The organism is Nocardia sp. NBC_00511, assembly GCF_045161165.1.
Lineage (GTDB): Bacteria > Actinomycetota > Actinomycetes > Mycobacteriales > Mycobacteriaceae > Nocardia.
This window is the reverse complement of sequence record NZ_CP107849.1, coordinates 3,419,123-3,440,527: the sequence shown is the minus strand read 5'-3', so window position 1 is coordinate 3,440,527 and position 21,405 is coordinate 3,419,123. Positions and strand designations below refer to the sequence as shown.

Annotated in this window: 22 protein-coding genes; 10 read left to right on the top strand and 12 right to left on the bottom strand. The window is 67.2% G+C overall.

Features of this window, described 5'->3' with window-relative positions; genetic code table 11:
- Positions 1 to 68: 68 nt before the first annotated feature.
- Positions 69 to 1,931 carry a dihydroxy-acid dehydratase gene (gene ilvD, locus OG300_RS16330; RefSeq protein ID WP_405496774.1) on the bottom strand — a complete coding sequence of 621 codons (1,863 nt, stop codon included), beginning with the start codon at positions 1,929 to 1,931 and terminating at the stop codon, positions 69 to 71.
- Positions 1,932 to 2,044: 113 nt separating this feature from the next.
- Between ilvD and OG300_RS16325 the strand changes: the two genes are divergently transcribed.
- Complete coding sequence (locus OG300_RS16325) at positions 2,045 to 2,632, top strand: TetR family transcriptional regulator (protein WP_405496772.1); 588 nt, start codon at positions 2,045 to 2,047, stop codon at positions 2,630 to 2,632.
- A gap of 21 nt (positions 2,633 to 2,653) precedes the next feature.
- On the opposite strand, the gene OG300_RS16320 is transcribed toward OG300_RS16325, so the two are convergent.
- Positions 2,654 to 3,028, bottom strand: coding sequence for a hypothetical protein (locus OG300_RS16320; RefSeq protein WP_405496770.1), 375 nt, complete (start codon positions 3,026 to 3,028; stop codon positions 2,654 to 2,656).
- Between the two features lie 157 nt (positions 3,029 to 3,185).
- Here OG300_RS16320 and OG300_RS16315 point away from each other — a divergent pair, with 157 nt between their 5' ends.
- Positions 3,186 to 3,395, top strand: a complete 210-nt coding sequence (locus OG300_RS16315; protein ID WP_405496768.1) for a hypothetical protein — start codon at positions 3,186 to 3,188, stop codon at positions 3,393 to 3,395.
- A gap of 10 nt (positions 3,396 to 3,405) precedes the next feature.
- Here OG300_RS16315 and OG300_RS16310 read toward each other — a convergent pair whose 3' ends face one another.
- A complete protein-coding gene (locus OG300_RS16310; protein ID WP_405496766.1) occupies positions 3,406 to 4,059 on the bottom strand; it encodes a TMEM175 family protein in 654 nt (217 codons plus the stop codon).
- Positions 4,060 to 4,215: 156 nt separating this feature from the next.
- Here OG300_RS16310 and tsaA point away from each other — a divergent pair, with 156 nt between their 5' ends.
- A complete protein-coding gene (gene tsaA / locus OG300_RS16305) occupies positions 4,216 to 4,620 on the top strand; it encodes a tRNA (N6-threonylcarbamoyladenosine(37)-N6)-methyltransferase TrmO (RefSeq protein WP_405496764.1) in 405 nt (134 codons plus the stop codon).
- Between the two features lie 100 nt (positions 4,621 to 4,720).
- The gene (locus OG300_RS16300; protein WP_405496762.1) at positions 4,721 to 5,341 is read left to right on the top strand and encodes a TetR/AcrR family transcriptional regulator; all 621 of its coding nucleotides are present in this window, start codon (positions 4,721 to 4,723) and stop codon (positions 5,339 to 5,341) included.
- Between the two features lie 57 nt (positions 5,342 to 5,398).
- Here OG300_RS16300 and OG300_RS16295 read toward each other — a convergent pair whose 3' ends face one another.
- A complete protein-coding gene (locus OG300_RS16295) occupies positions 5,399 to 6,751 on the bottom strand; it encodes an MFS transporter (protein ID WP_405496761.1) in 1,353 nt (450 codons plus the stop codon).
- A 145-nt stretch (positions 6,752 to 6,896) separates the two neighbouring features.
- Positions 6,897 to 7,745, bottom strand: a complete 849-nt coding sequence (locus OG300_RS16290; RefSeq protein WP_405496759.1) for a helix-turn-helix transcriptional regulator — start codon at positions 7,743 to 7,745, stop codon at positions 6,897 to 6,899.
- 139 nt (positions 7,746 to 7,884) lie between these two features.
- On the opposite strand from OG300_RS16290, the gene OG300_RS16285 reads away from it, so the two are divergent.
- Positions 7,885 to 8,664: an NAD(P)H-dependent oxidoreductase gene (locus OG300_RS16285; protein ID WP_405496757.1), complete on the top strand. Its 780-nt coding sequence runs from the start codon at positions 7,885 to 7,887 to the stop codon at positions 8,662 to 8,664.
- 100 nt (positions 8,665 to 8,764) lie between these two features.
- On the opposite strand, the gene OG300_RS16280 is transcribed toward OG300_RS16285, so the two are convergent.
- From OG300_RS16280 to OG300_RS16270, 3 genes are all read right to left on the bottom strand, one after another.
- Positions 8,765 to 9,187: a DUF4442 domain-containing protein gene (locus OG300_RS16280; RefSeq protein ID WP_405498572.1), complete on the bottom strand. Its 423-nt coding sequence runs from the start codon at positions 9,185 to 9,187 to the stop codon at positions 8,765 to 8,767.
- Positions 9,188 to 9,303: 116 nt separating this feature from the next.
- Entirely contained in the window at positions 9,304 to 9,849 is a 546-nt protein-coding gene (locus OG300_RS16275) for a hypothetical protein (RefSeq protein ID WP_405496755.1), read from the bottom strand.
- 689 nt (positions 9,850 to 10,538) lie between these two features.
- Positions 10,539 to 11,420 (bottom strand): NAD-dependent protein deacetylase, encoded by an 882-nt coding sequence (locus OG300_RS16270; RefSeq protein WP_405496753.1) that lies wholly within the window; start codon positions 11,418 to 11,420, stop codon positions 10,539 to 10,541.
- A gap of 125 nt (positions 11,421 to 11,545) precedes the next feature.
- Here OG300_RS16270 and OG300_RS16265 point away from each other — a divergent pair, with 125 nt between their 5' ends.
- The gene (locus OG300_RS16265; protein WP_405496751.1) at positions 11,546 to 12,346 is read left to right on the top strand and encodes an SDR family oxidoreductase; all 801 of its coding nucleotides are present in this window, start codon (positions 11,546 to 11,548) and stop codon (positions 12,344 to 12,346) included.
- Between the two features lie 17 nt (positions 12,347 to 12,363).
- Here OG300_RS16265 and OG300_RS16260 read toward each other — a convergent pair whose 3' ends face one another.
- Positions 12,364 to 13,362, bottom strand: a complete 999-nt coding sequence (locus OG300_RS16260; protein WP_405496749.1) for a 1-aminocyclopropane-1-carboxylate deaminase/D-cysteine desulfhydrase — start codon at positions 13,360 to 13,362, stop codon at positions 12,364 to 12,366.
- 117 nt (positions 13,363 to 13,479) lie between these two features.
- On the opposite strand from OG300_RS16260, the gene OG300_RS16255 reads away from it, so the two are divergent.
- The gene (locus tag OG300_RS16255; RefSeq protein WP_405496747.1) at positions 13,480 to 14,343 is read left to right on the top strand and encodes an SDR family oxidoreductase; all 864 of its coding nucleotides are present in this window, start codon (positions 13,480 to 13,482) and stop codon (positions 14,341 to 14,343) included.
- A 20-nt stretch (positions 14,344 to 14,363) separates the two neighbouring features.
- Entirely contained in the window at positions 14,364 to 15,677 is a 1,314-nt protein-coding gene (locus OG300_RS16250) for a phytoene desaturase family protein (protein ID WP_405496745.1), read from the top strand.
- Positions 15,678 to 15,752: 75 nt separating this feature from the next.
- Here the strand turns inward: OG300_RS16250 and OG300_RS16245 are convergent, their stop codons facing one another.
- Positions 15,753 to 16,427: a TetR/AcrR family transcriptional regulator gene (locus OG300_RS16245; protein WP_405496743.1), complete on the bottom strand. Its 675-nt coding sequence runs from the start codon at positions 16,425 to 16,427 to the stop codon at positions 15,753 to 15,755.
- Positions 16,428 to 16,497: 70 nt separating this feature from the next.
- Between OG300_RS16245 and OG300_RS16240 the strand changes: the two genes are divergently transcribed.
- Positions 16,498 to 17,916, top strand: coding sequence for a cytochrome P450 (locus OG300_RS16240; RefSeq protein ID WP_405496741.1), 1,419 nt, complete (start codon positions 16,498 to 16,500; stop codon positions 17,914 to 17,916).
- Between the two features lie 224 nt (positions 17,917 to 18,140).
- Here the strand turns inward: OG300_RS16240 and OG300_RS16235 are convergent, their stop codons facing one another.
- Positions 18,141 to 19,145, bottom strand: coding sequence for a TY-Chap domain-containing protein (locus OG300_RS16235; protein ID WP_405496739.1), 1,005 nt, complete (start codon positions 19,143 to 19,145; stop codon positions 18,141 to 18,143).
- A 125-nt stretch (positions 19,146 to 19,270) separates the two neighbouring features.
- On the opposite strand from OG300_RS16235, the gene OG300_RS16230 reads away from it, so the two are divergent.
- Positions 19,271 to 20,062: a 3-oxo-5-alpha-steroid 4-dehydrogenase gene (locus OG300_RS16230; RefSeq protein WP_405496737.1), complete on the top strand. Its 792-nt coding sequence runs from the start codon at positions 19,271 to 19,273 to the stop codon at positions 20,060 to 20,062.
- Between the two features lie 32 nt (positions 20,063 to 20,094).
- Here the strand turns inward: OG300_RS16230 and OG300_RS16225 are convergent, their stop codons facing one another.
- A complete protein-coding gene (locus OG300_RS16225; RefSeq protein ID WP_405496735.1) occupies positions 20,095 to 21,378 on the bottom strand; it encodes a diguanylate cyclase domain-containing protein in 1,284 nt (427 codons plus the stop codon).
- Between the last annotated feature and the right edge of the window lie 27 nt (positions 21,379 to 21,405).

The window sequence follows — 21,405 nt, the reverse complement described above, 5'->3', positions numbered from 1 at the left end:
TCGAGCAAAACGTTAACAGTGGGATCGGAAATCTTTGCCCCAGAAAGTGGGGGCGGACGGAATTCGGTTCAGCCCTCCAGTTCCGCGAGCCTTTCGGCGTCGCGGACCGCGCCGCGATCGGCCGAGGTGGTGAGGAGGGCGTAGGTGCGCAGGGCGAGGGAGACCTTGCGGATGCGATTGCGTGGGCGGTAGCCGCCGTCGGCTTCCAGGGCGGTGCGGCGGGCTGCCAGTTCGGTGTCGTCGACGGCGAATGTCAGGGTGCGGGAGGGGATGTCGATGGTGATGAGGTCGCCGTTCTCGACCAGGGCGATGGGGCCGCCCGCGGCCGCCTCGGGGGAGACGTGGCCGATCGAGCAGCCCGAGGAACCGCCGGAGAAACGGCCGTCGGTGATGAGGGCGCATTGGCCCGCCAGGCCGAGGCCCTTCAAATAAGAAGTGGGGTAGAGCATTTCCTGCATGCCGGGGCCACCGCGCGGGCCCTCGTAGCGGATGACGAGGACGTCGCCGGGTTGGATCCGCTTGGACAGGATCGCTTCGACGGCCTCCTCCTGGGATTCCAGGACCACGGCCGGACCGGTGAAGGTGTGCAGGTGTTCGGGGACGCCCGCGGATTTGATGACCGCGCCGTCGGGGGAGAGGTTGCCGCGCAGCACCGCCAGGCCGCCGTCGCGTGAATAGGCGTGTGCGACATCGTGGATGCAGCCGTCGGCGGCATCGAGGTCGAGTTCGCGCCAGCGTTCGGACTGCGAGAACGCCTTGGCGGTGCGTTTGCCGCCGGGGGCCGCGTGGAACAGGTCGAGGGCCGCGGCGGTCGGGTTGGGGCCGCGGACATCCCAGTCGGTCAGCCACTGCGTCAGCGAATTCGCGTGCACGGCATGGACATCGCGGTGCAGCAGCCCCGCGCGGTCGAGTTCGCCGAGCAGCGCGGGGATACCGCCCGCGCGGTGCACGTCCTCCATCAGGTACACCCCGTTGGGGGCGACCTTGGTCAGGCATGGGATCTGTAGCGACATCTTCTCGATGTCGGTGAGGGTGTATTCCAGTCCGGCCTCCTGGGCGGCGGCCAGCAGATGCAGGATGGTGTTGGTGGAGCCGCCCATGGCGAGGTCCAGGGCCATGGCGTTGTCGAACGCGTTGGCGGAGGCGATGTTCCGGGGCAGGATCGTCGCGTCGTCCTCGTCGTAGTAGCGGCGGGTCAGCTCCACCACGGTGCGTCCGGCGGCCCGGTACAGGTCGGCGCGGGCGGTGTGGGTGGCGAGGGTGGAGCCGTTGCCGGGCAGGGCCAGGCCCAGTGCCTCGGTGAGGCAGTTCATCGAGTTGGCGGTGAACATGCCCGAGCAGGAGCCGCAGGTGGGGCAGGCGTTCTCCTCGATGCGCAGCAGGTCCTCGTCGGAGACGTCGGGGGAGACGGCCTCGGACATGGTGACGATGAGGTCGAGACGGCTGCGCACGGTGCCGTCGACGAGGGTGGCGGTGCCGCCCTCCATCGGGCCGCCGGAGACGAACACCGTCGGGATGTTGAGGCGCAGGGCGGCCATCAGCATGCCGGGAGTGATCTTGTCGCAGTTGGAGATACACACCAGTGCGTCGGCGCAGTGGGCATTGACCATGTATTCGATCGAGTCGGCGATCAGGTCGCGCGACGGCAGTGAGTACAGCATTCCGCTGTGCCCCATGGCGATTCCGTCGTCGACGGCGATGGTGTCGAATTCGCGGGGGATACCGCCCGCCGCCTGGACCGCCTCCGACACTATGCGCCCGACCGGCGCCAGGTGGGTGTGGCCGGGGACGAACTCGGTGAAGCTGTTCGCGATGGCGATGACCGGCTTGCGCCCGATATCCGCCGACGGGACGCCGCTGGCTCGCATGAGCGCGCGGGCTCCCGCCATGTTCCGACCGTGTGTGACCGTGCGTGAACGCAATTCCGGCACGATGCCACCTCCTCGCGAATGTCCAACCCTATGGTTGCAACCGTGTGGTTGGAGTTTGCCACATGCGTGCGCCGAATAGCAACCGTGCGGTTGGAGATGGTTGGATGTGGGCCATGGCGTGGGATACCGAGCGAACCAGACGACTGCTGCTCGAAGCGGCCGTCCACGAATTCGCCGAACGGGGACCCGCCGGTGCGCGCGTGAATGCCATCGCGACCCGCGCGGGCATCAACAAGGAACGCATCTACCAGTACTTCGGCGGTAAACAGGGGCTGTTCGAGGCGGTGCTGACCGATCAGCTCGAACAGCTCGCGGCGGCCAGTCCGCTGGAGGCCGACAAGGCCGGAGATCTGGCCGAGTACGCGGGTCACGTATTCGATTTCCATCGCACACACCCGCAGTTCCTGCGGCTCATGTACTGGGAGGGCCTGCAACCGCAGGAAGGTGCGCTGCCCGCCGAATCCGCGCGCGCCTCGCACTACGCGGACAAGGTCGCGGCGCTGGCCGCGGCGCAGCAGCAGGGCACGCTGCCCGATGATGTCGCTCCGGGCTATCTGCTCTACGCCGTGGCGGCGCTGGCCGCCTGGTGGTTCGCCGCACCACAGGTGGTGCGCATGATCCTCGGCGAGGACGCCGACGACCCGGATGCGTTGCGCGCGGCCCTGATCACGCTGGTGCGCCGCCTGGAGATTCGCGACTAGCGGCGCACCGGTACGGGAAAGCTATTGAGCGGCAGCTGGTTTCGTGCCTCCGTTGGAGGCGGTGGGCGCAGGTGGGGCAGCGGGTTCGGCCGTGGTCGCAGGTTCCGCGGACGCCGCGTCGGTCGTCGTCGGAGCGGCTGGCGTGGCGTCGCTGGGCGTCGCTTCGCCGGGCGTCGCTTCGATGGTCGCCGGTTCGCAGGTCGTCGGATTGCCGATGGTGGTCATCTCATCGGTGGTCGCCTCGCGCAGCCAGCGCCACGGGTTGCCCTCCGGGACGGCGGCCACGTCGCCCGGGCAGTGCTTGGGCTCGACTTCCCAGTGGTTGCGGTAGATGTTGCCGTCGAATATGACATCGAATGTGCCCGAGCCGCTCTGGCGGTTCCATGCTTCAACCATCTCTACCCCTCACCTTCGACAGCATTCGATCGTTCTCGTCGATCATGCCTGTATTTCAGGTCCGGCAGGCGAACTCGCCGCCGATGGGTTGAAAGGGATGCGGGTCGGTCGAAATGATCGATCGTCGTGGGCCCGCCAGAACTGTACCGTCGACGGTATGGCCGACAATCTACGCAAGCGTTGGACGTGGCAGCGGGTGGTTGTCGTGCTGGTCATGGTGGCCCTGCTGCTGACGGCCTTCATCCGGATGATCGTGACCCGGGACGTGGGCGATCCCACCGCCCGCTGGTTCAGTCAGACGACCTTGACCATCGGGCTGCTGTACTGGGTCACCACATTGATCGTCGAGCGGCGTCGGCGCTCATAGGGAAACCGCTTCAGCTCACGGCTGGTTCGTGGGCGGCGGCGCGCCGCCGGATCAGGCCCGGCAGTGGTGCGGCCGCCACCATGAGCAGCAGTGACCAGAGGCCGACGCTCGGCAGTGCCAGGGCCACGATCAACGCCACGACCGCGGCGACGGCCGATACCCAGTGGCTGGCCAGTCCCACCGCTGCCAAAGTGTCTGCGTCGGTGAGCAATCCGCCTCGATAGAGCAGGAGCTCCTCGATGCGTGCGACGACCATGGCGAAGACGATGACCCCCACGTAGACGCCGATGGCCGTGCGGTCGCCGTGGTGGGAGTAGACGTCGATCACCGTCGCCACCGGAATGGACACCATCGCGAGCAACCACAGCATGTTCACCCGGATCAGCAGTGCCGTGTACCCGGTCGCACGCTCGTACAAGCGGTGATGCTCCTGCCAGAACGAGCTGATCACCACGAAGCTGATTCCGGCCGCGGTCAGCGCATAGCTGTTGTCCGACAAGAACTTCGCGGCACCGGTGTCCGCGACACTCCGGGCGCTGTCGACCAATGGCAACGCGATTAGCGTGATCGCGATGGCCACTACCGCGTCACTGAAGAAGATCAGCCGGTCCAAGCCCCGCTGGCTGTGGCCCGAACTCGACGCGCCGTGCTCCTGATCGCTCACCCTCCGACTCTAGTCCGCTGCGCGGACCATGGTGTGGCCGCGACATCGAATAGAACACGGGCAGCATCGAATTCGCCTCGGCGAGTAGTGGACCGAGCTTTCGAATCTTGCGATGGATCTTGACCCGAAGTGTGCTCGAGGTTCGATGATTGATCGGTGAGTGATTTTCTGTTGCGCCCGATCGGGTATGTCGAGTCCGAACTGACCGCGGGCGATAGCGCGCCGCGCCAGCCCGACGAGGGCGCGCCACCGGCGTGGGTGGTCATCGACGAGCGGTTCGCGGGTGCGCTGGACGGGCTCGCCTCGGGGGCGGAGATACTGCTGTTCACCTGGCTGGATCGTGCCGATCGCGAGGCGCTGGCCGTGCATCCGCGCGGGGATGCGGCCCGCGCGATCACCGGGGTGTTCGCGACTCGCGCGCCGGATCGGCCGAACCCGATCGGGCTGCACCAGATTCATGTGGTGGGCATTTCCGGCAATCGCATCCATGTCCGGAATCTGGAGGCTTTCGACGGGACGCCGGTGCTCGATATCAAGCCGGTTCTGACGCCGGATCGCTGAACCGCGCGCTCGAACTCGGTCGCGCGTCCGAGTGCCGGGCGTCGTCGGTGGTCCCGCCGCGCCGACATGGGAAACTCGATGCTCGAACGAGGAGGGTGAGTTGGCGTACGTCAAAGCCGCCGAGCGTGAAGCGCAGATCGTCGCGGCGGCGGTGCGGGTGCTGAGCGCGGTGGGCGTCGCCGGAACCACGCTGCGGGCGGTCGCCGCCGAAGCCGGTATCGCCCTGGGCACCATGCACTACGTGTTCCCGACCAAGGAGAAGCTGCTGCGTTCGGTCATCGCGGCGGTCGCGGCGGATGTGGCCGCCGCGCTGCGGGTCGATGTCGAGCTCGACCGGGGCGTGGCGCACGTGATCCGCGGCAGTGTCGGCAACTTCTGGAGTTCTCTGGTCGAGAACGAAATCGGTTTGCAGATCATGCAATACGAGCTGGCGATGTACTCCGCGCGCACCGAGGGGCCCGGGGGGCTCGCGCAGTCGCAATACCAGGGCTATACCGCGCTGGTGGCCGAGTTCTGTGAGCAGGCCGCGCGCACGGCGGGCGAACACTGCGCCGTCGATTTCGAGACGCTCGGGCGTTTGTCGCTCGCGGTGATGGACGGGTTGATCGTGCAGTACGTGGCGAATCCGGATCCCGTGCGTGCGCGCCGCGATCTCGATCGGGCGCTGGACATGCTGCTGCAGTTCGCCGATCCGCGACCGGTGGCGGCCGCTGTCGACTGAATCGGCCCTTGCATGGCGCGATGTTCCGAATGTGGAACAACCAGTAGTGAATTCGGGTCAGTCGTGGGCGGCGGCGAGGGGGACGCGGTCGGGTTCGAGGTCGGCGGCGTCGGGGATTTCGGTGCCGTTCAACGGGGTTCCCGCGGTTTCGCGTAGGAAGCGCCAGGCGACCAGGCCGATCAGGGAGGCTCCGACCATGTAGACGGCGGGGAACAGGGACCAGCCGGTGTGTTCGATGACGGCCTCGTTGACCAGGGGTGCGGTGCCGCCGAAGACCGCGGTGGAGATGTTGTAGCCCAGTGCGAAGCCCGCGTAGCGGACGTGGGTGGGGAAGATCGCGGGGAACGTGGAACTGATGGTGGACAGCTGCGGGACGTAGAGCAGGCCGAGGACCACGAATCCGAGGATGGCCCAGCCGGTTCCGAGGCCCATCAGCAGGTACATGGGGATGGCCAGCACGATCAGGCCGATCAGGGAGACCAGCCACAGCGGGCGGCGGCCGACCCGGTCGGAGAGCCGCCCGAAGAACGGGAGCGACACCATCATCACCAGCTGGCCGATCAGCATCATTGCGGTGGTGGTGGATTCGCCGAGTCCGATGGTGCGCTGCAGGTAGGTCGGCTGATAGGTGAGCAGCGTGTAGTTCACCACGTTGAGGGCGACGACCAGACCGAACAGGGTCAGCAGTTCCCGGCGGTAGGTGGTGACCACCTCGCGTAGGCCGGCGGGCGGCTGATCCTGCGCGTCCTGCTCGGAAAGCTCTGTGAAGACCGGGGATTCGTCGAGCTGCGTGCGCAGATACCAGCCGATCAGGCCCAGCGGCACCGCCAGCAGGAACGGAATGCGCCACCCGCCGTCGTGCATGCCCTGCGAGCCGAGCACCAGCTGGCAGGCCAGTACGGTGGCGGAACCGCCGACAAACCCGCCGAGCGTGCCGAATTCGAGGAAGCTGCCCAGGAATCCGCGCTTGCGGTCGGTCGCGCATTCGGCGAGATAGGTTGCCGCGCCGCCGTATTCGCCGCCGGTCGAGAAGCCCTGCACCACCCGCAGGGTGATCAGCAGAATCGGCGCGAGCACGCCCACGCTGGCGTGTGTCGGTAGCACCCCGATCAAACCCGTGGCCAACGCCATCAACACGATCGTGGTCGCCAGCACTGCCTTGCGCCCCACCCGGTCACCCAGCGGGCCCCACACCATGCCGCCCAACGGCCGCAACAGGAACGACACCGCGAATCCGAGCATCGTTCCGAGCGTGCCGAGTGTCCCCGGGAAGAACGCGTCGGTCAGGTACGTGGCTGTCGCCGCGTACACCCCGTAGTCGTACCACTCGGTGGCATTTCCCAGCGCGCTCGCGGCAACCGACCGCCGCAGCGGGAAGTCTGGTGCTTTGGATTCCGTCTCGTCTCCCACGAACAGACCGGTACCCCGGTGAGTCTGGAGCAAACACCAGGCATCCGCTGCGTCGGCGGGCGACGATCGTCACCAGCGCGCAAACTCGAAAGTGATCGTCGTCACTCGCGGGGATTCGGCGGCGGCGAAACCGTCCGTATCGCAGCTATTTCCGCATCCGGGTGCCGGGTGTGGTGGTGCTTTCCGTGTCGTTGGCGGCCAAGCCCGCGAGCAGGCTGAGACCGTCTTCGGTGGGAGTCCCGGGCGCGGCGGACATCACGATGAGTTCCATACCGGATTCGCCTGGTAGCGCGAAGTTTTCCTGATGCAGTTCGAGCAGTCCGACCAGGGGATGACGGTAAGCCTTGGGTCCGTGGGAGCGAGCACGGACGTCGGCACGGGCCCAGAGTCGGCGGAAACGGTCGCTGCCCATGGACAGTTCGCCGATGAGGGAGGTCAGGCGGGGGTCATCGGGATACTTGCCCGCGGCCAGCCGCAGATGGCCGACCACGTCGCGGGTGCAGTTCTCCCAATCGCCGTACAGGCCTCGCTCGTCCTCCTCGAGGAAGATGTGGCGAGCGGTGTTCAGGCCCGGGAGCGGGCGACCGTAGAGGAGCGCTGCCAGGGGGTTTCCGGCGCGGACGTCCATCCGGTGATCCATGATCAGTGCCGGAGCACCGGTGATCAGGTCGAGCACGCGCAGCAGCTCGGGGCGCATCCGCACGTTCGGCGCTTTGGCCCGTCTGCGGCGTTGCCGGGCGAGCCGGTCGAGGTGTTCGCGTTCGATGTCATCGAGGCCGAGGACCTTGGCCAGCGCGTCGAGCACCTGCTCGGAGGGCTGGGTGGCGCGGCCCTGTTCCAGCCGCACGTAGTAGTCGACGCTCACGCCCGACAGGTGCGCGACCTCCTCCCGGCGCAGCCCCTCGACGCGGCGGTAGCGGTCGGCGGGAATGCCGACGGCTGCCGGGTCGACTCGGGAACGCCTGATGCGCAGGAAGCCCGCAAGATCATCCATCACTCCATTCTGTCCCCCTGCGGCCCGGGTGAGGGTGGCCCTGCCGTTACCAGGAAGTCCGGTCCGATGGAAGCAGCGCCCCTGAACGCGGGCGGCCGCAGCGCCCAGGATCGAAACCAATCGATTCGAAGGAGTTCCCATGAAGACGCTGATCGTCCACGCCCATCCGGAACCGAAGTCGCTCAACAGCTCTCTCAAGGACCTGGCGGTGTCCACACTGACGGAGGCCGGGCACGAGGTGCAGGTCAGCGACCTGTACGCGATGAACTGGAAAACAATCGTGGACGCAACGGATTTCGGACCGCACGCCTCGAATCCATTGCAGGTCGCGCGGGATTCGGGCCGCGCCTTCGACAGCGGAGCGCTCGCCGCGGACATCCGCGCCGAACAGCAGAAGCTGCTGTGGGCCGACACCGTGATCTTCCAGTTCCCGCTCTGGTGGTACACCATGCCCGCCATCCTCAAAGGCTGGGTCGACCGGGTATTCACCTACAACTTCGCCTACGGCGTCGGCGAACACAGCGACACCAGCTACGGCGAGCGCTTCGGTGAAGGCACCCTCGCAGGCCGCCGCGCCCTGCTCTCGGTGACGGTCGGCGGCCCTGAATCCCACTACGCCCCAAGGGGAATCAACGGTCCCATCGACGACCTTCTGTTCCCCATCCACCACGGCATCCTCTACTACCCGGGCCTCGAGGTACTACCCCCGTTCGTCGTGTACGCAGCCGACCGCACCACCCCCGACGACTACCCCGACATCGCCAAGTCCTGGCGCGAACGCCTCCTCACCCTGGACTCCACCGACCCGATCGCCTTCCGCCGCCAGAACCTCGGCGACTACGAGATCCCGTCACTGCACCTGAAGGAGGGGCTGGAGCCGGTTGGGCGCACCGGTTTCGGTCTGCATCGACACGATTGACCATGGTCCGATCGTGGTGGGCCTATCCCTGCAATCCGATGCTCTTGCCGTCAGGAAACTGACTGTGCGAGGCACAGATTGCAGGGATAGGCCCATTCGGCTAGCGCTCGACGCGCTTGCGGACATAGAGCCGCTGATGAGTGCGCGCGATCACGGCCCCGGTCGAATCCGTGATCTCGGCTTCGTGCTCGGTGATCGACTTGGCACCGTCGGCCGTCGTGCGGCGGATCTCGTCCACGACGTCGCGGGGCATGTTCATGGTCGTGTGGACGATGCCCCGCCCAGCGGCGAGGAACTCGATCTCAGCGGTGGTGTTCCACACCCGATACCCATCGCCGAGCTGCCCGTACGCCATCATCCCGAAGAACGGATCAGTCATCGCGAACAGCGACCAACCCGGCGCTGCCCCATTGTGATTGGAGTTCCACCGCCGCACCCGCAGACTCACTTCAGCCGAAGACCAATCCTCGGCGAAATGGTCCACCCGCACGCCGAGGAACAGCAGCGGCGGGGCGAAGTTCATCACCGTCCGCAGCCTGTTCGGCGTCAGAACGGCTGCTGGGAGTGTGCGGCCTTCGAATCCCCCTGGCTTGAAGCGCATTCGGTCCTTGTACCCGCCAGGTTCCGTGGATCAAACCTTCAGTCTTCGTCCCACGGGTAGTCGAGGATCGACGGAGGTGTGTCATCCACGCCGATCGCGAGTAGGTCCGCGCGGGTGAAGAGGCGGTCGGTGTGTTCCCCCGCGAGGAGCTCGAAGAGGGCTTCGAGGCCGTCCAGGTGCGCCTCGTATGACTGTTTGGCCAATCCTGCGATCAGCTCAGAGGATTCCAGCACGCGTTGTCCGGCGTCCCCGGCTTCTCTGAAGGTGCGAATCAGCAGACCAGCCTCCAGGTATCCCGACCACGGAGTGCGCAGCGCGAGGCAGGATCGGACGGTCTTGTCGATGTGCATGAGCACGAGGCGGTGCAGGATCGGCACGGTCGTGGGCTCGGCCAGTGATATCCCGAAGAGCTGCTGGAGTCCTGCCGACAGCTGCTGACGATGCACGCGCAGCGCCGCGTTCAAAGCGGATCGGCCGTAGAAGTAGCCGCCGAAGAAGTCGTCCTCGGATGCCTGCGCGAGTAGGTACGTCTCGGCGACCGCACGCAACCCATACGACCGCGCGGCCACGTCGTTCGTGTTCATGGCTCTGATATCTACCAGCCGCAGTCGTTTTGCACCCGGGCTACAAGATCAAAGATGGGTGAGGGTCTCCTCCTGAGCTGCCGTAGCTGCGCTCGAGCCACCGTGCTCCGGACAGGTCGACGTTCACCCTTTGAAATCTTTGGCCGGTGGATTCGCGAAGGCGCTTCAGTCCCCGGCCCAAAGCCCTTCGCGCGAGGGTGGATCCGGGTGACATCTCGTTAGCCTCACTATCGGATGCGTCGAATTTTGGAAGTGTGTGCGGTGGAGGGTGGCGCTGTGGGAATGTCCGCGATGGAATTGGTGGAGCTCGAGCGCGGAAGACGGGTGATCGAGATTCCAACCCGCTGTGAGGGGAGTGCACTCGGGGTATCCCGATGGCCGGGAGTGCTTTTCGGGTTCGAGCAGGTCGGGCCCTGTTTTGAATTGTGTTTCTCCGCAATTGAATCCGGGCAGTCGGTTCCGGCCAGCGGGGCTGTATCACTGTCGTCGCGGCGGCCGATAGGGCTATATGCGGCATTCCGACCGAGAACGCCGAAGCAGGGGACGCTGATGATCATCTCGCACGAGCCGCCGGATTATCCGGTCATGAATTTGGAGGTCGCACTGAAAGGGCAAGCCACACACGCGGAATGTGCGTTGGATGACTGTGGAGCGCGGCGTTACTTCGATGGATTGGTGCCCTCGATGCGTCAAACGCATTCGGAGGATGAGGAATTCGACGACTGAGTAGCTGAGCTGACCGGCGCTGGGGCCAGGGCGTCGGCCAAGGCCGTCAGCGCCGGGGCGCAACCGGTGTCCAGGGTGAGGGCGGCCAGGCCGTCGGCGCGGGTGCGGCCACGGTTCAGGATCACCACGGGGCGTGCGGATTTGGCGGTCAGGCGGGCGAAACGCAGGCCGGACATGACCGTCAGCGAGGAGCCGACGACCAGCAGCAGATCGGCGGATTCGGTGACCTCGAAGGCCGCGGCGACCCTTGGTTTGGGGACGGATTCGCCGAAGTAGACGATGTCGGGCTTCAGCATGCCGCCGCAGCGCACGCAGTCGACCATGCGGAACGCGCCGGTATCGGGGACCACCGCGTCCGCGTCGGGCGCGACCTCGAGGCCGTCGAGGGTGACCGATTCGGCGAAGCCGGGATTGGCGGCCTCTAGCCGCTCGGCCAGCGCCATGCGGGAGGTGAGGTCCTCGCAGCGCAGGCAGCGAATGCGCGCATAGACGCCGTGCAGATCGATCACCCGGCGCTGACCGGCCTTGGTGTGCAGCAGATCCACGTTCTGCGTGATCACGCCGCTCACCACGCCCGCGCGTTCCAGCCGGGCCAGCGCGCGATGCGCGGCATTCGGTCGAGCCGCGTCCATGAGCCGCCAGCCCACATGATTGCGGGCCCAATACCGTTGCCGGAACACCGGATCGCCTACGAACTGCTGATAGGTCATCGGCGTGCGCGGTGGCGCGTCGGGGCTGCGGTAGTCCGGGATCCCACTGTCGGTAGAGATCCCCGCCCCCGTGAGCACAGCCACCCGGCGTCCGGAGACCAGCTCCAACAGACGGTCCAGCTGCGCTTCGGGCATACCGACAGCGTACGAGACCGCCCCGAACGTGTGCTGCGTCACACCGCGTCACAGGCCGGAGAGCCACGTCGTCAACAGGTCAGAACGATCCCGGCAGGGCATCGCGGACAAGGGAGATGGTCACAATGACGAAGACGATTCTGGTCACCGGCGGCACCGGCAACCTGGGCACGCTGACCACCCCGCTGCTGCGCGCGGCGGGTGTGCGAGTGCGGGTCATGAGCCGCACCGCCCGCGAGACCCGCGACGGCATCGAATACGTGGCGGGCGACCTGGAGACGGGCGAGGGCGTGGCCGCGGCGGTGACCGGCGTCGACACCATCCTGCACCTGGCGGGCACCGTCACCGGCGACGGCGCGAAGGCGCAGGCGCTGGTGGACGCGGTGCACGCCGCCGGTGTCCACCCGCACCTGGTGTACATCTCGGTGGTCGGCGCGGACCGGGTCCCGGTGGCGAGCGCCATCGACCGTCAGCTCATGGGCTACATGGCCTCGAAGCGGGATGCCGAAGTGGTGGTGCAGAATTCGGGCCTGCCGTGGACCACATTGCGCGCCACCCAGTTCCACGATCTGCTGTTCACCATGGTGTCGTCGATGGCGAAGCTGCCCATCGTGCCGGTGTTCGACTTCCGGTTCCAGCCCATCGAAGCCGCCGAGGTCGCGGCGCGACTGGCGGAACTCGCCCTCGGTGAGCCGCAGGGCCTGGTCGCCGATGTCGCCGGACCCAAGGTCTACACCATGAAGGAACTCGAGCGCAGCTACCTGACCGCCGCCCACCGGCACCGGCTGACCCTCACCATGAAGGCCCCCGGCAAGGCCGCGCGCGCCTACGCCGCCGGTGGCAACCTGAACCTCGACCGCGCCGTCGGCGAGCGGACCTGGGAGGAGTTCCTGGCCGCGAAACTGGCCACGCCCGCCGGGGCCTGAGACGCCGAAATCTGATGTCAGCGTGGACCGTTGGTATTCAGGTAGACGACCGGACCGTCGCCGAACCGCCCGTGCGCGTCGAGATCCATGAGCGCGGCCATCGCCTTGGCCGTATAGACCGGCTCCAGGGTCATCTGCTCGCGATCCCACGAAAGCGCTTGGGCGGTGGCGGCTTCCGGATACGGCTGCCCGTAACCGGGACCCAGCCAGTCGGTGACGATCTCCAGATTGCCCGTGGGGGACAGGGTTTCGGGGATACGGGCGCCCCGCGCACGCAGCAGCCGCAGGGTCCGGTCGGCGAGCTTGCTCATGGCGGGCTCGTCCAGGCGCAGTGTGTCGTTGACGACCACGCCGACCACCCGGGTCGACAGCCCGGCCAGGCGCAGCCCCACCGACAGCCCGGCCACCGTCCCGCCGGAGCCGAGCGCGGTGACGATATGGGTGGGTTCCGGCAGTTCGCCGTTGCGCACCTGCTCCGCCAATTCCAGTGCGGCCTCGACATATCCGAGCGCGCCCACCGGTGACGACCCGCCCGCGGGCAGGAAGTACGGCGGCCGCCCATTGGCGAAGTTGCGGGCCAGCAGCCATGGCGCGGCCAGGATCGTGCGCGCCTTGGTATGCGTGAAATGCAGGTCGGCACCGGATTCGCGCAGCCGCTTCAACTGCGCCCGCACGTGGTCGTCCTCTGGTTGATCGATCAGTGCCAGAACGGTTTTCACCCCGTGCTCGCGACCGTAGAGCGCGGTGGCCAGACCCCAGTTGGTGCCCAGCCCGCCGACGGTGACGATGGTGGTGCGGTGCCGGCGCAGCGCGTCGGGCAGCAGCCACTCCAGTTTTCGGACCTTGTTGCCGCCCCAGCCGCCGTCGCCGAAGGCGCTGTCGTCCTTGAGCCAGATGGGCGTGTTGACCGTGTCGAACGCCGACAGCCGTCGCACCGGTGTCGGACTCGTCCCCAGTCTGAGATGGGGCAGGGTGTCCGCGAGTTCCGGATGGAGCTGGTGCAGATGCGGCTTCACCCCTCCAACCTAACGACTGGCCAGTTCCGCGACGAGTGTGGCGGGCGGCACAGGGCCGTCCGGGCCCGGCTGCTACCTTCCGAAAAGTTCGGATTGTCGTTGCGAGGAGAGAACAACATGCCAGGTGTGACCGATCGGGTCGTCATCGTCACCGGAGCCGGTGGCGGTCTGGGCCGGGAGTACGCACTGCTGCTGGCGCGCGAGGGCGCGCAGGTCGTGGTCAACGACCTCGGCGGATCGCGGGACGGAAGCGGCGCGGGCCACAATATGGCCGACACCGTGGTCGAGGAGATCCGGGCCGCGGGCGGCACCGCGGTGGCGAACTACGACAGCGTCGCCACCGAAGAGGGTGCGAAGTCGCTGATCGCGACCGCGATCGACAACTTCGGCGCGGTGCACGGCGTGGTCAACAACGCGGGCATCCTGCGCGACTCCAGCTTCGTGAAGATGACCGCCGAATCCTTCGAGGCGGTGCAGCGCGTGCACCTGTTCGGCGCCTACCACGTCACCCACGCCGCCTGGGGTCACTTCCGGGAGCAGGGCTTCGGCCGCGTGGTCATGGCCACCTCCACCTCGGGCCTGTTCGGCAACTTCGGCCAGGCCAACTACGGTGCCGCCAAGCTCGGACTGGTCGGCATGATGAACACCCTGGTCTACGAGGGCCGCAAGTACGACATCAAGGTCAACGCGGTGGCCCCGATGGCCGCCACCCGCATGACCGCCGATATCGCCTCGGCCGAGATGCTCGAGAAGCTGCCGCCCGCGCAGGTCGCGCCGGTGGTCGGCTACCTGGTCAGCGAGGAGAACCAGGACAGCGGACTGGTTCTCGTCGTCGGTGGCGGCGCGGTGCAGCGGGTGCAGTTGTTCGCAAATAAGGCCGTGTTGTTCGCAGACGTCCCGACGGTGGACCAGGTGCGAGAGAATTGGAGTCGTATTACCGATATGTCCGACGCTCAGCCGGGGGTCAATCCAGCGGGCTGAGCCTGCTCGAGGAGCTCGCCATGAGCGAGAACAGGTGGGACGCACTGGTTGTCGGAGCCGGGGCGGGTGGGCTCTGCGCCGCCGCCCGGCTTTCGAACCACGGGTACCGCACACTGGTGGTCGAACGTCTGGATCGGGTCGGAGGCCGCGCCTCCACCGACGAGATCGATGGATTCCGAATAAATTCCGGGGCGGTGGTGATCGAACTGGGCGGTATCACGGAACAGACTTTCACGGAGGTCGACGCCAAATTCGAAGTGCGCCCGGCGGATCCACCCATCCTGTATCGCATCAACGGCCGCGACGTCGACGTCACCAGCGGGGGCTGGGGGTTGCTCATCTCCCAGCTCACCCGCCATGGCGCGCAACTGCTCACCGGCATCGGGGCGGCCCGCGCCGACGGCGGGCTCCCCGACCGCGAACTGTCCACCGCGGACTGGGTGCGCCGCTACACCAAACACGATGCGGTGCAAGGGATCTTCCGAAACATGTGCGGGTCGATCTTCGCGGTCGGGTCTGAAGAGCTGCCCGCGCGGGTGTTCCTGACCTACTTCACCCGAAAGTCGGCGTTCAAGAGGTTCGGGTTCTGCCCCGAGGGCACCATCGGAATGTGGAAGGCCCTCGCGGAAGTCGTGGAACGCAATGGGGGACAGGTCTGGCTCGACACCGAGGCCGAGCGTCTGACCGTCGAGGATGGTCGCGTCACCGGTGCGCGGATTCGGCGCGGTGGCGAAAGCCTGGATGTGGCTTGCGATTTCGCGGTCAGCGACATCGGACCGTCGGCGACGCTGGATCTCGTTGGGCCGGAGCACTTCCCGTCCGACTACATCGGCACGGTGCTACAGGGTGACCTGCCCTGCGGCATGATCTCGGTGAACTTCGCCAGCCGCGAACCTTTGATCTCCGCACCCGGCCTGCTCAGCTTCGCTCGCACCCGAAGGCTCTGCTACGTAGCGAATTTCACCGCCACCTGCCCCGAGATGGCTCCCGAGGGTTGGCATCTCTACGTCGGCACGGGCGTGCCCAAACCCTCGATCGGCGACTTCGACGCCGACGCCGAAACCGCACTGGTGCTACAGGATCTGCGCGAGGAGATCCCCGATTTCGAGCAGGCCCGCATCCTGTCCATCGCCGTCACCCGCGACGGCTGGCCGCCACAGCGTGCCGTCGCCGGATACGACCTGCCGCACGACACCCCGATCCCCAATCTCTGGAATGTCGGCGATGCCGTGAAGGAGTACGCCAACGGCGGGACCACCGCCTGCGCCGAAACCGCCAAGATCGTGGTCGACGAGATACGTCGACGCCACCCCGTGACGTCCACACCGGACTGAAGGGTTGCTCGACAGCGGGCCGTACGTCTTCCGACTGTGCGGCCCTGCCGGGTCGTCCCGCTCGGTCCGGATGGCTCAGTCGCCGGTGGGCAGCGCTGTACCGCCGCCGAGCTTCTCGCTGATCCCCGGTAGTCGATCCACCATGGCCACAACGTAATCCGCGACGATCTCGATCAGCAGGGGACGTTCCACCTTCAGGCCGCCGTCGAGCCAGACCAGGATCAGTTCTGCCGCACCGCCGGTGATCAGCTGGGCCACGGCGGTCAGTGCGGTGTCGTCACTGTCCGGAAGGTCCAGCAGCACCCGGGTCTGATCGATGATCAGCTGAGCCACCTGGCGCATGCCCTCGAAGCGACGGCGCATGAGCAGCTCGCTGCCGTACGCCTGTGCGAAGGCGATCTGGGCGCGGCGCGGGTCGTCGGTGACGGCGATGATGAGCGCCGCGACCCCGGCGCGGATCTTGGTCTCCGGGTCGCCGGGGGTGTCGGTCATGGCCGCGGCGGCGTGTTCCAGGGCCACGCCCTGGACTTCGTCGAGCAGATCCGTCGCCAAAGCGTCCAGGTCGGTGAAGGATTCGTAGAAGAAGCGCGGGCCGACCTTGGCCTGTTCGCACAGGCCGCGCACGGTGAGTGCGGCCAGGCCCTGGGTGCCGACGATCTCGAGCGCGGCGTCCAGCAGCCGTCGCCGTCGCTGTTCGCGGCGCTCGTCGGTGGTGGTGCCGCGATAGGTTCCGTTGGCAGCCCGGGTCACCCACACAGCTTCGCACAGAAATCGGGAAACAAACGTTTACGGAAACCCATGTTTCCGCTACCTTGGGAACATGGCCGCTCGAAAAGCCGTGTTGCATCATCGAATTCAGGGCCGGGCCGCCGGTGTGCTGGAACGCTATCCCGCCGCCGTGCGCCCCCTGGCCGCGCCGCCGCCCGGCAGTGGGCTCGCTCCCGTGATGGGGGACTTCGGGCCGCCGGGGATCGGGCACATGGTCGCGACCATGGCCAATCCGGTCGCCTTCTCCCGGGAACGCATGCGGCGCTACGGCCCGGTGCAGTGGATGGGCGCGTTCGGACGCCGGATCGTCGGCCTGGGCAGTCCCGCCGCCGTCGAGGAACTGCTGCTGGACCGCAAGCACGTCTTCTCCGCGCAGCAGGGCTGGGAATTCCTGATCGGACCGTTCTTCCGCGGCGGAATCCTGCTGCGCGACTTCGACGATCACACCTACCACCGCCGCATCCTGCAGCAGGCGTTCACCCGCACCCGGCTCGTCGGGTATCTCAACCTGACCACCCCGCGCATCGTGCGCGGCGTCGACGCCTGGCAGCCCGGACCGGCCTTCCCGCTCTACGACCACGTCAAGGAGCTCCTGCTGGAACAGGCCACCGTGGTCTTCGCGGGCGCGGAACTCGGACCCGAGGCCACCCGGCTCTCGAACGCGTTCGAAGACGCCGTGCACGGCGGTAAAGCCATGATCCGCACGAATATGCCCGGGGGAGTATGGAATCGGGGCCTGCGCGGCCGCCGCCTGCTCGAGGACTACTTCCGCCGCGAACTGCCCGCCAAGCGCGCGGGCGACGGCGACGACCTCTTCAGCGTGCTCTGCCACGCCGTGACCGAGGACGGCGAATCCTTCACCGACGCCGACATCGTCGACCACATGATCTTCGTGATGATGGCCGCGCACGACACCAGCACCAACGCCATCTCCATGCTCGCCTACGAGCTGGCCCGCAATCCGGAATGGCAGGAACGGCTGCGCAAGGAATCCCAGGCCCTGGGCAAACCCACCCTCGACTACGCCGACCTGGACCGGCTGCCGAGCCTGGAACTGGCCTTCAAGGAAACCCTGCGCATGTACTGCCCCGTCGGCCAGATGGTGCGGGAAGCCTTGGCGGACACCGACATAGCCGGACACTTCATCCCCAAAGGCACCCTGGTCATGGTCGGCGCGTACACCATGATGCGCTCCGCGGAATACTGGCCCGACCCCGACGTCTTCGACCCCGAACGCTTCCTCCCCGACCGCGCCGAAGACAAATCCCACCGCTTCGCCTGGCCCCCCTTCGGCGGCGGCGCCCACAAGTGCATCGGCCGCTACTTCGGCGGCATGACAGTCAAAGCCACCATGCACCGCATGCTGCTCACCTACCGCTGGAGCGTCCCCGACGGCTACGAGGTGCCCCTGGTAGCGGGCACCGGCCCGACCCCCGCCGACGGCCTACCGATCCGCCTGCAACGCCTGTGAACGCTGTGCCCCGTGCGACGGCCGACCGCGATCGTCGGGCGGGGTGACTGGTACAACCAGGCGGCCGGGCGCAGGGAATCCCTTGTTGCTCTGTCGAATCGGAAGACGGGCTGCCGCGGCCGAACTCCTGACGGCGGCCGACGCGCCGCCCCACGTCATCGGAATCGCCGAGTGATCGAGCAACTGCTGTCGATGACCAGATCCGGGCGGCGCGGCGTTCGCGGTTATCGCACGTCGCGGGGGACACCCAGTTCTATCTCCAGGTAGCGGAGGTCCGGGTCGCGGCGGCGGCCGTTGCGGAAGGCTCGGAAGACCAGGTCCTGGGGGTGGTGGACGGAGAAGACCTCGGTGAAGGTCGCCACGGTGCGGTGGGGGGTGCCGTGCAGGCGTGGATTGAATCCGGCGCGGGCGATGGGGCCCTCCCAGATCAGGGCCGCGCCGCCGGGGAGGCTGTGCGGGGCGAAGCTCCAGCCGAGGTCACGCATGCGGCGGTCGAATTCGCCCGGGCCGAGACCCGCCACGTCCCAGCCGCTGGCTTCGTTGAAAAGCTGTCTGCCGTGCAGGAATTGGACGAAGCAAGGATCCGGGCCCGGGTGCGGGGTGCTGAGGTTGATCACGCCGTCCCAGGGCAGGGTGGTCAGGGCCCAGGCCAGGCGGCGCTCGAAATCGTCCCAGTCCGAACAGACTACGGGCGCGTCGCGTTCGCTGGGGCGGTCGGCGGGCAGGGTGTAGCTGCCGGTGCCGGGGGCGTCCATGCTCCAGGTGGTGAAGCGCAGGCGTTCACCGTCCATGTCGAGGCCCTCGCGCAGCACGGTGAGCACGGATTCGGCGACGGCGCGACGCTGATCGAGGCCCTCGGCGCGCTGCCAGCCGGTGCTCCACTCGCGGGCCAGCCGGGGCTGCTGGTGCACGCGCTGCATGGCCCGCCACTGCGGATCCGGCGCGGTGGCATCGGATTCCGAGGGCAGCGGCACCGGGTCCCACGTGCCGTCGGGTTGCCGACCGAGCACGGTCAGCAGGCGGTCGGCGTCGGCGGCGTCCTCGGGGACCGCGACGAGCACCTCGATCTCGTCGCCCTGCTGCGCGAAATGCACTCCGCGCCCGGTCAGTTCGTCCCGAATCTGAATGAAACGGGGGTTCCAGCCGAGCCCTGATTCGTCGCCGTCCTCGTCCTCTCCGAGGAAGAACGGCATCGACTTGAGCAACACATCCCAACCCTGCGAACCCACCAGCGCCTCCCTCCAGGCTCTCGCCAACCTACCTGCCGGTCGGTGCCCATGTCCGCTCATGGGTACCGGTCGGCACGGTCGGCATGGTAGAACCTGTTCTAGTTTTTCCACATGAAGGACCACGAATGAACTGGTATACCGGCAATACCGTCTACGACACCGTCTTGACGATCGCTTTCGCGTTCGCTGCTTTCGTTCTGATCGGCGGGCTCTTCGGGCAGAGCCCGTACGGCCGCTTCGCCACCGCCAAACTCGGGCTGAACCTGAATCCGAAACTCGGCTGGTGGCTGATGGAGATCCCGGCCACCGTCGTCTTCGCGGCCGCGTACCTGTCCGGTCCGCACCGTTTCGAGCCGACTTCGCTGGTGCTGGCGGCCATCTGGATTCTGCACTACGGCAACCGCGGCTGGTTCTTCCCCCTCTCCATTCGCCAAGTCCCCGGCAAGACCAGTAGTTTCAACGTTTCGGTGCTCGGCATGGGCATGCTGGTCACCACCCTGCACGGGTACCTCAACGGCGCGCTGTTCAGTCACGACTACTTCGGGCGCTACGGCACCGGCTGGCTCACCGATCCGCGCTTCATCATCGGATTGATCGTGTACCTCAGCGGTTTCGGACTCCTGGTCAGCTCCGAGCGGATCGTGCGCAACCTGCGCGACAAGAACAACCCGGGCGCAACGGAATACAAGATCCCGTTCGGCCTCGGCTTCCGATTCGTCACCAGCCCCACGTATCTCGGGGAACTGCTGGCGTGGGCCGGTTTCGCCCTGCTGACATGGGCGCTGCCGGGCGTGGTGATCTTCCTGATCACCTTCGGCAACCTGGTGCCGCGTGCCTTCGCCACCCACAAGTGGTACCGCGAGAAGTTCAGCGACTACCCGGCGGAGCGAAAAGCACTGGTGCCGTTCGTGGTCTAGCGCTGGACTCAACGCCGCTGGCGCTGTGACACCTAACGCCGGTGGCGCAGCGCCTTGTCGCGATACATGGCGGTGTCCACGGCGTGCATGAGCTCGTCGATGGCGGTGGCGTGGGTGTCGACCAGTGCGGTCCCGATACTCGCGCCCACCCGCACCGACAACCCGGCCACATCGAACGGATCGTGCAGCGCGGCCAGCAGGCTGTCGGCGACATTGTCCAATTCCTCCCGGCCCGAGCAGCTTTCGACCAGGACGATGAACTCGTCGCCGCCCAGCCGCGCCGCCACCCCGTTGGGCGGCATCGCCAGGCGCAACCGCTCGGCGACATCGCAGAGCACCCGATCGCCCGCGGTGTGCCCGCGCTGATCGTTGATCTCCTTGAAGCCGTCCAGATCCAGATAGCAGACGCCGACCTGACCGGAGGCCGCGGTCAGCCGATCGAAGAACAGCAGCCGATTGGGCAGTCCGGTCAGCGAATCATGGTGCGCGTCATGCCAGAGCTGATCGGCCAGATGCTTGCGGTCGGTGACGTCGACGGTCACGCCGACCAGGAAACGCGGCGCGCCCGCACTGTCGCGCACCACGGTCATCGACAGGTCGATCACCGTCTCGGTGCCGTCGGGGCGGGTGTGCGCGGTCTCCATCCGGAAGCGGTCGATCTCACCGCTGATCAGCCGCTGGAACAGGCCGAACGCCTCACCGATGTTCACCGGCCCGAGAATGTCGCTGACCGGTCTGCCCGGCATCTCCGAGGCCGGGACGCCCAGCACATCCGCCATCGCCTGATTCACGTCCACCACTTGACCGGTGGTGATGTCGACGGTGCCGATACCCACCGACGCGCCCTGGAAGATGGCCTGGAAACGGGCTTCCGAGAGCTGACGGCGCGCCTCCGCCTCCCGGGCGGCGGTGAGCGCGGCCGCCAGGGTGGCCTCCTGCTCGGACAGCGCGGCCGCGCGCAGCGCCGAGGTGAACTCGGCGGCGAAGACGGCCGCGATGTCGATGGCCCGATCCCGGGCGGCCGGATAGCCCGGATCCTCCGGATCGGGACAGACCGCCAGCACCAGGTCCTTGCACAGCACCAGCACCGAGCGGTGCACGGCCAGCGCATCGCGATAGTTGGCCGCCACCAACGCTTTCGCGGCAGCTTCGGCGGCGCCGGGATCGTCCTCCGCGCCGCCCACCACCGAGATCAGGCGGGCGGCGAAACCATCGAGCAGATTCTCGATCTGGGCCCGGGTGATGGTCGGCGCGACAGCACCATCCAGCCGATCCGCCCACCGGACCGCCAGCTCGTGCGCCTCCACCGAAATCACCCCCTGCCCCGAACCTCGTGCGCGCCT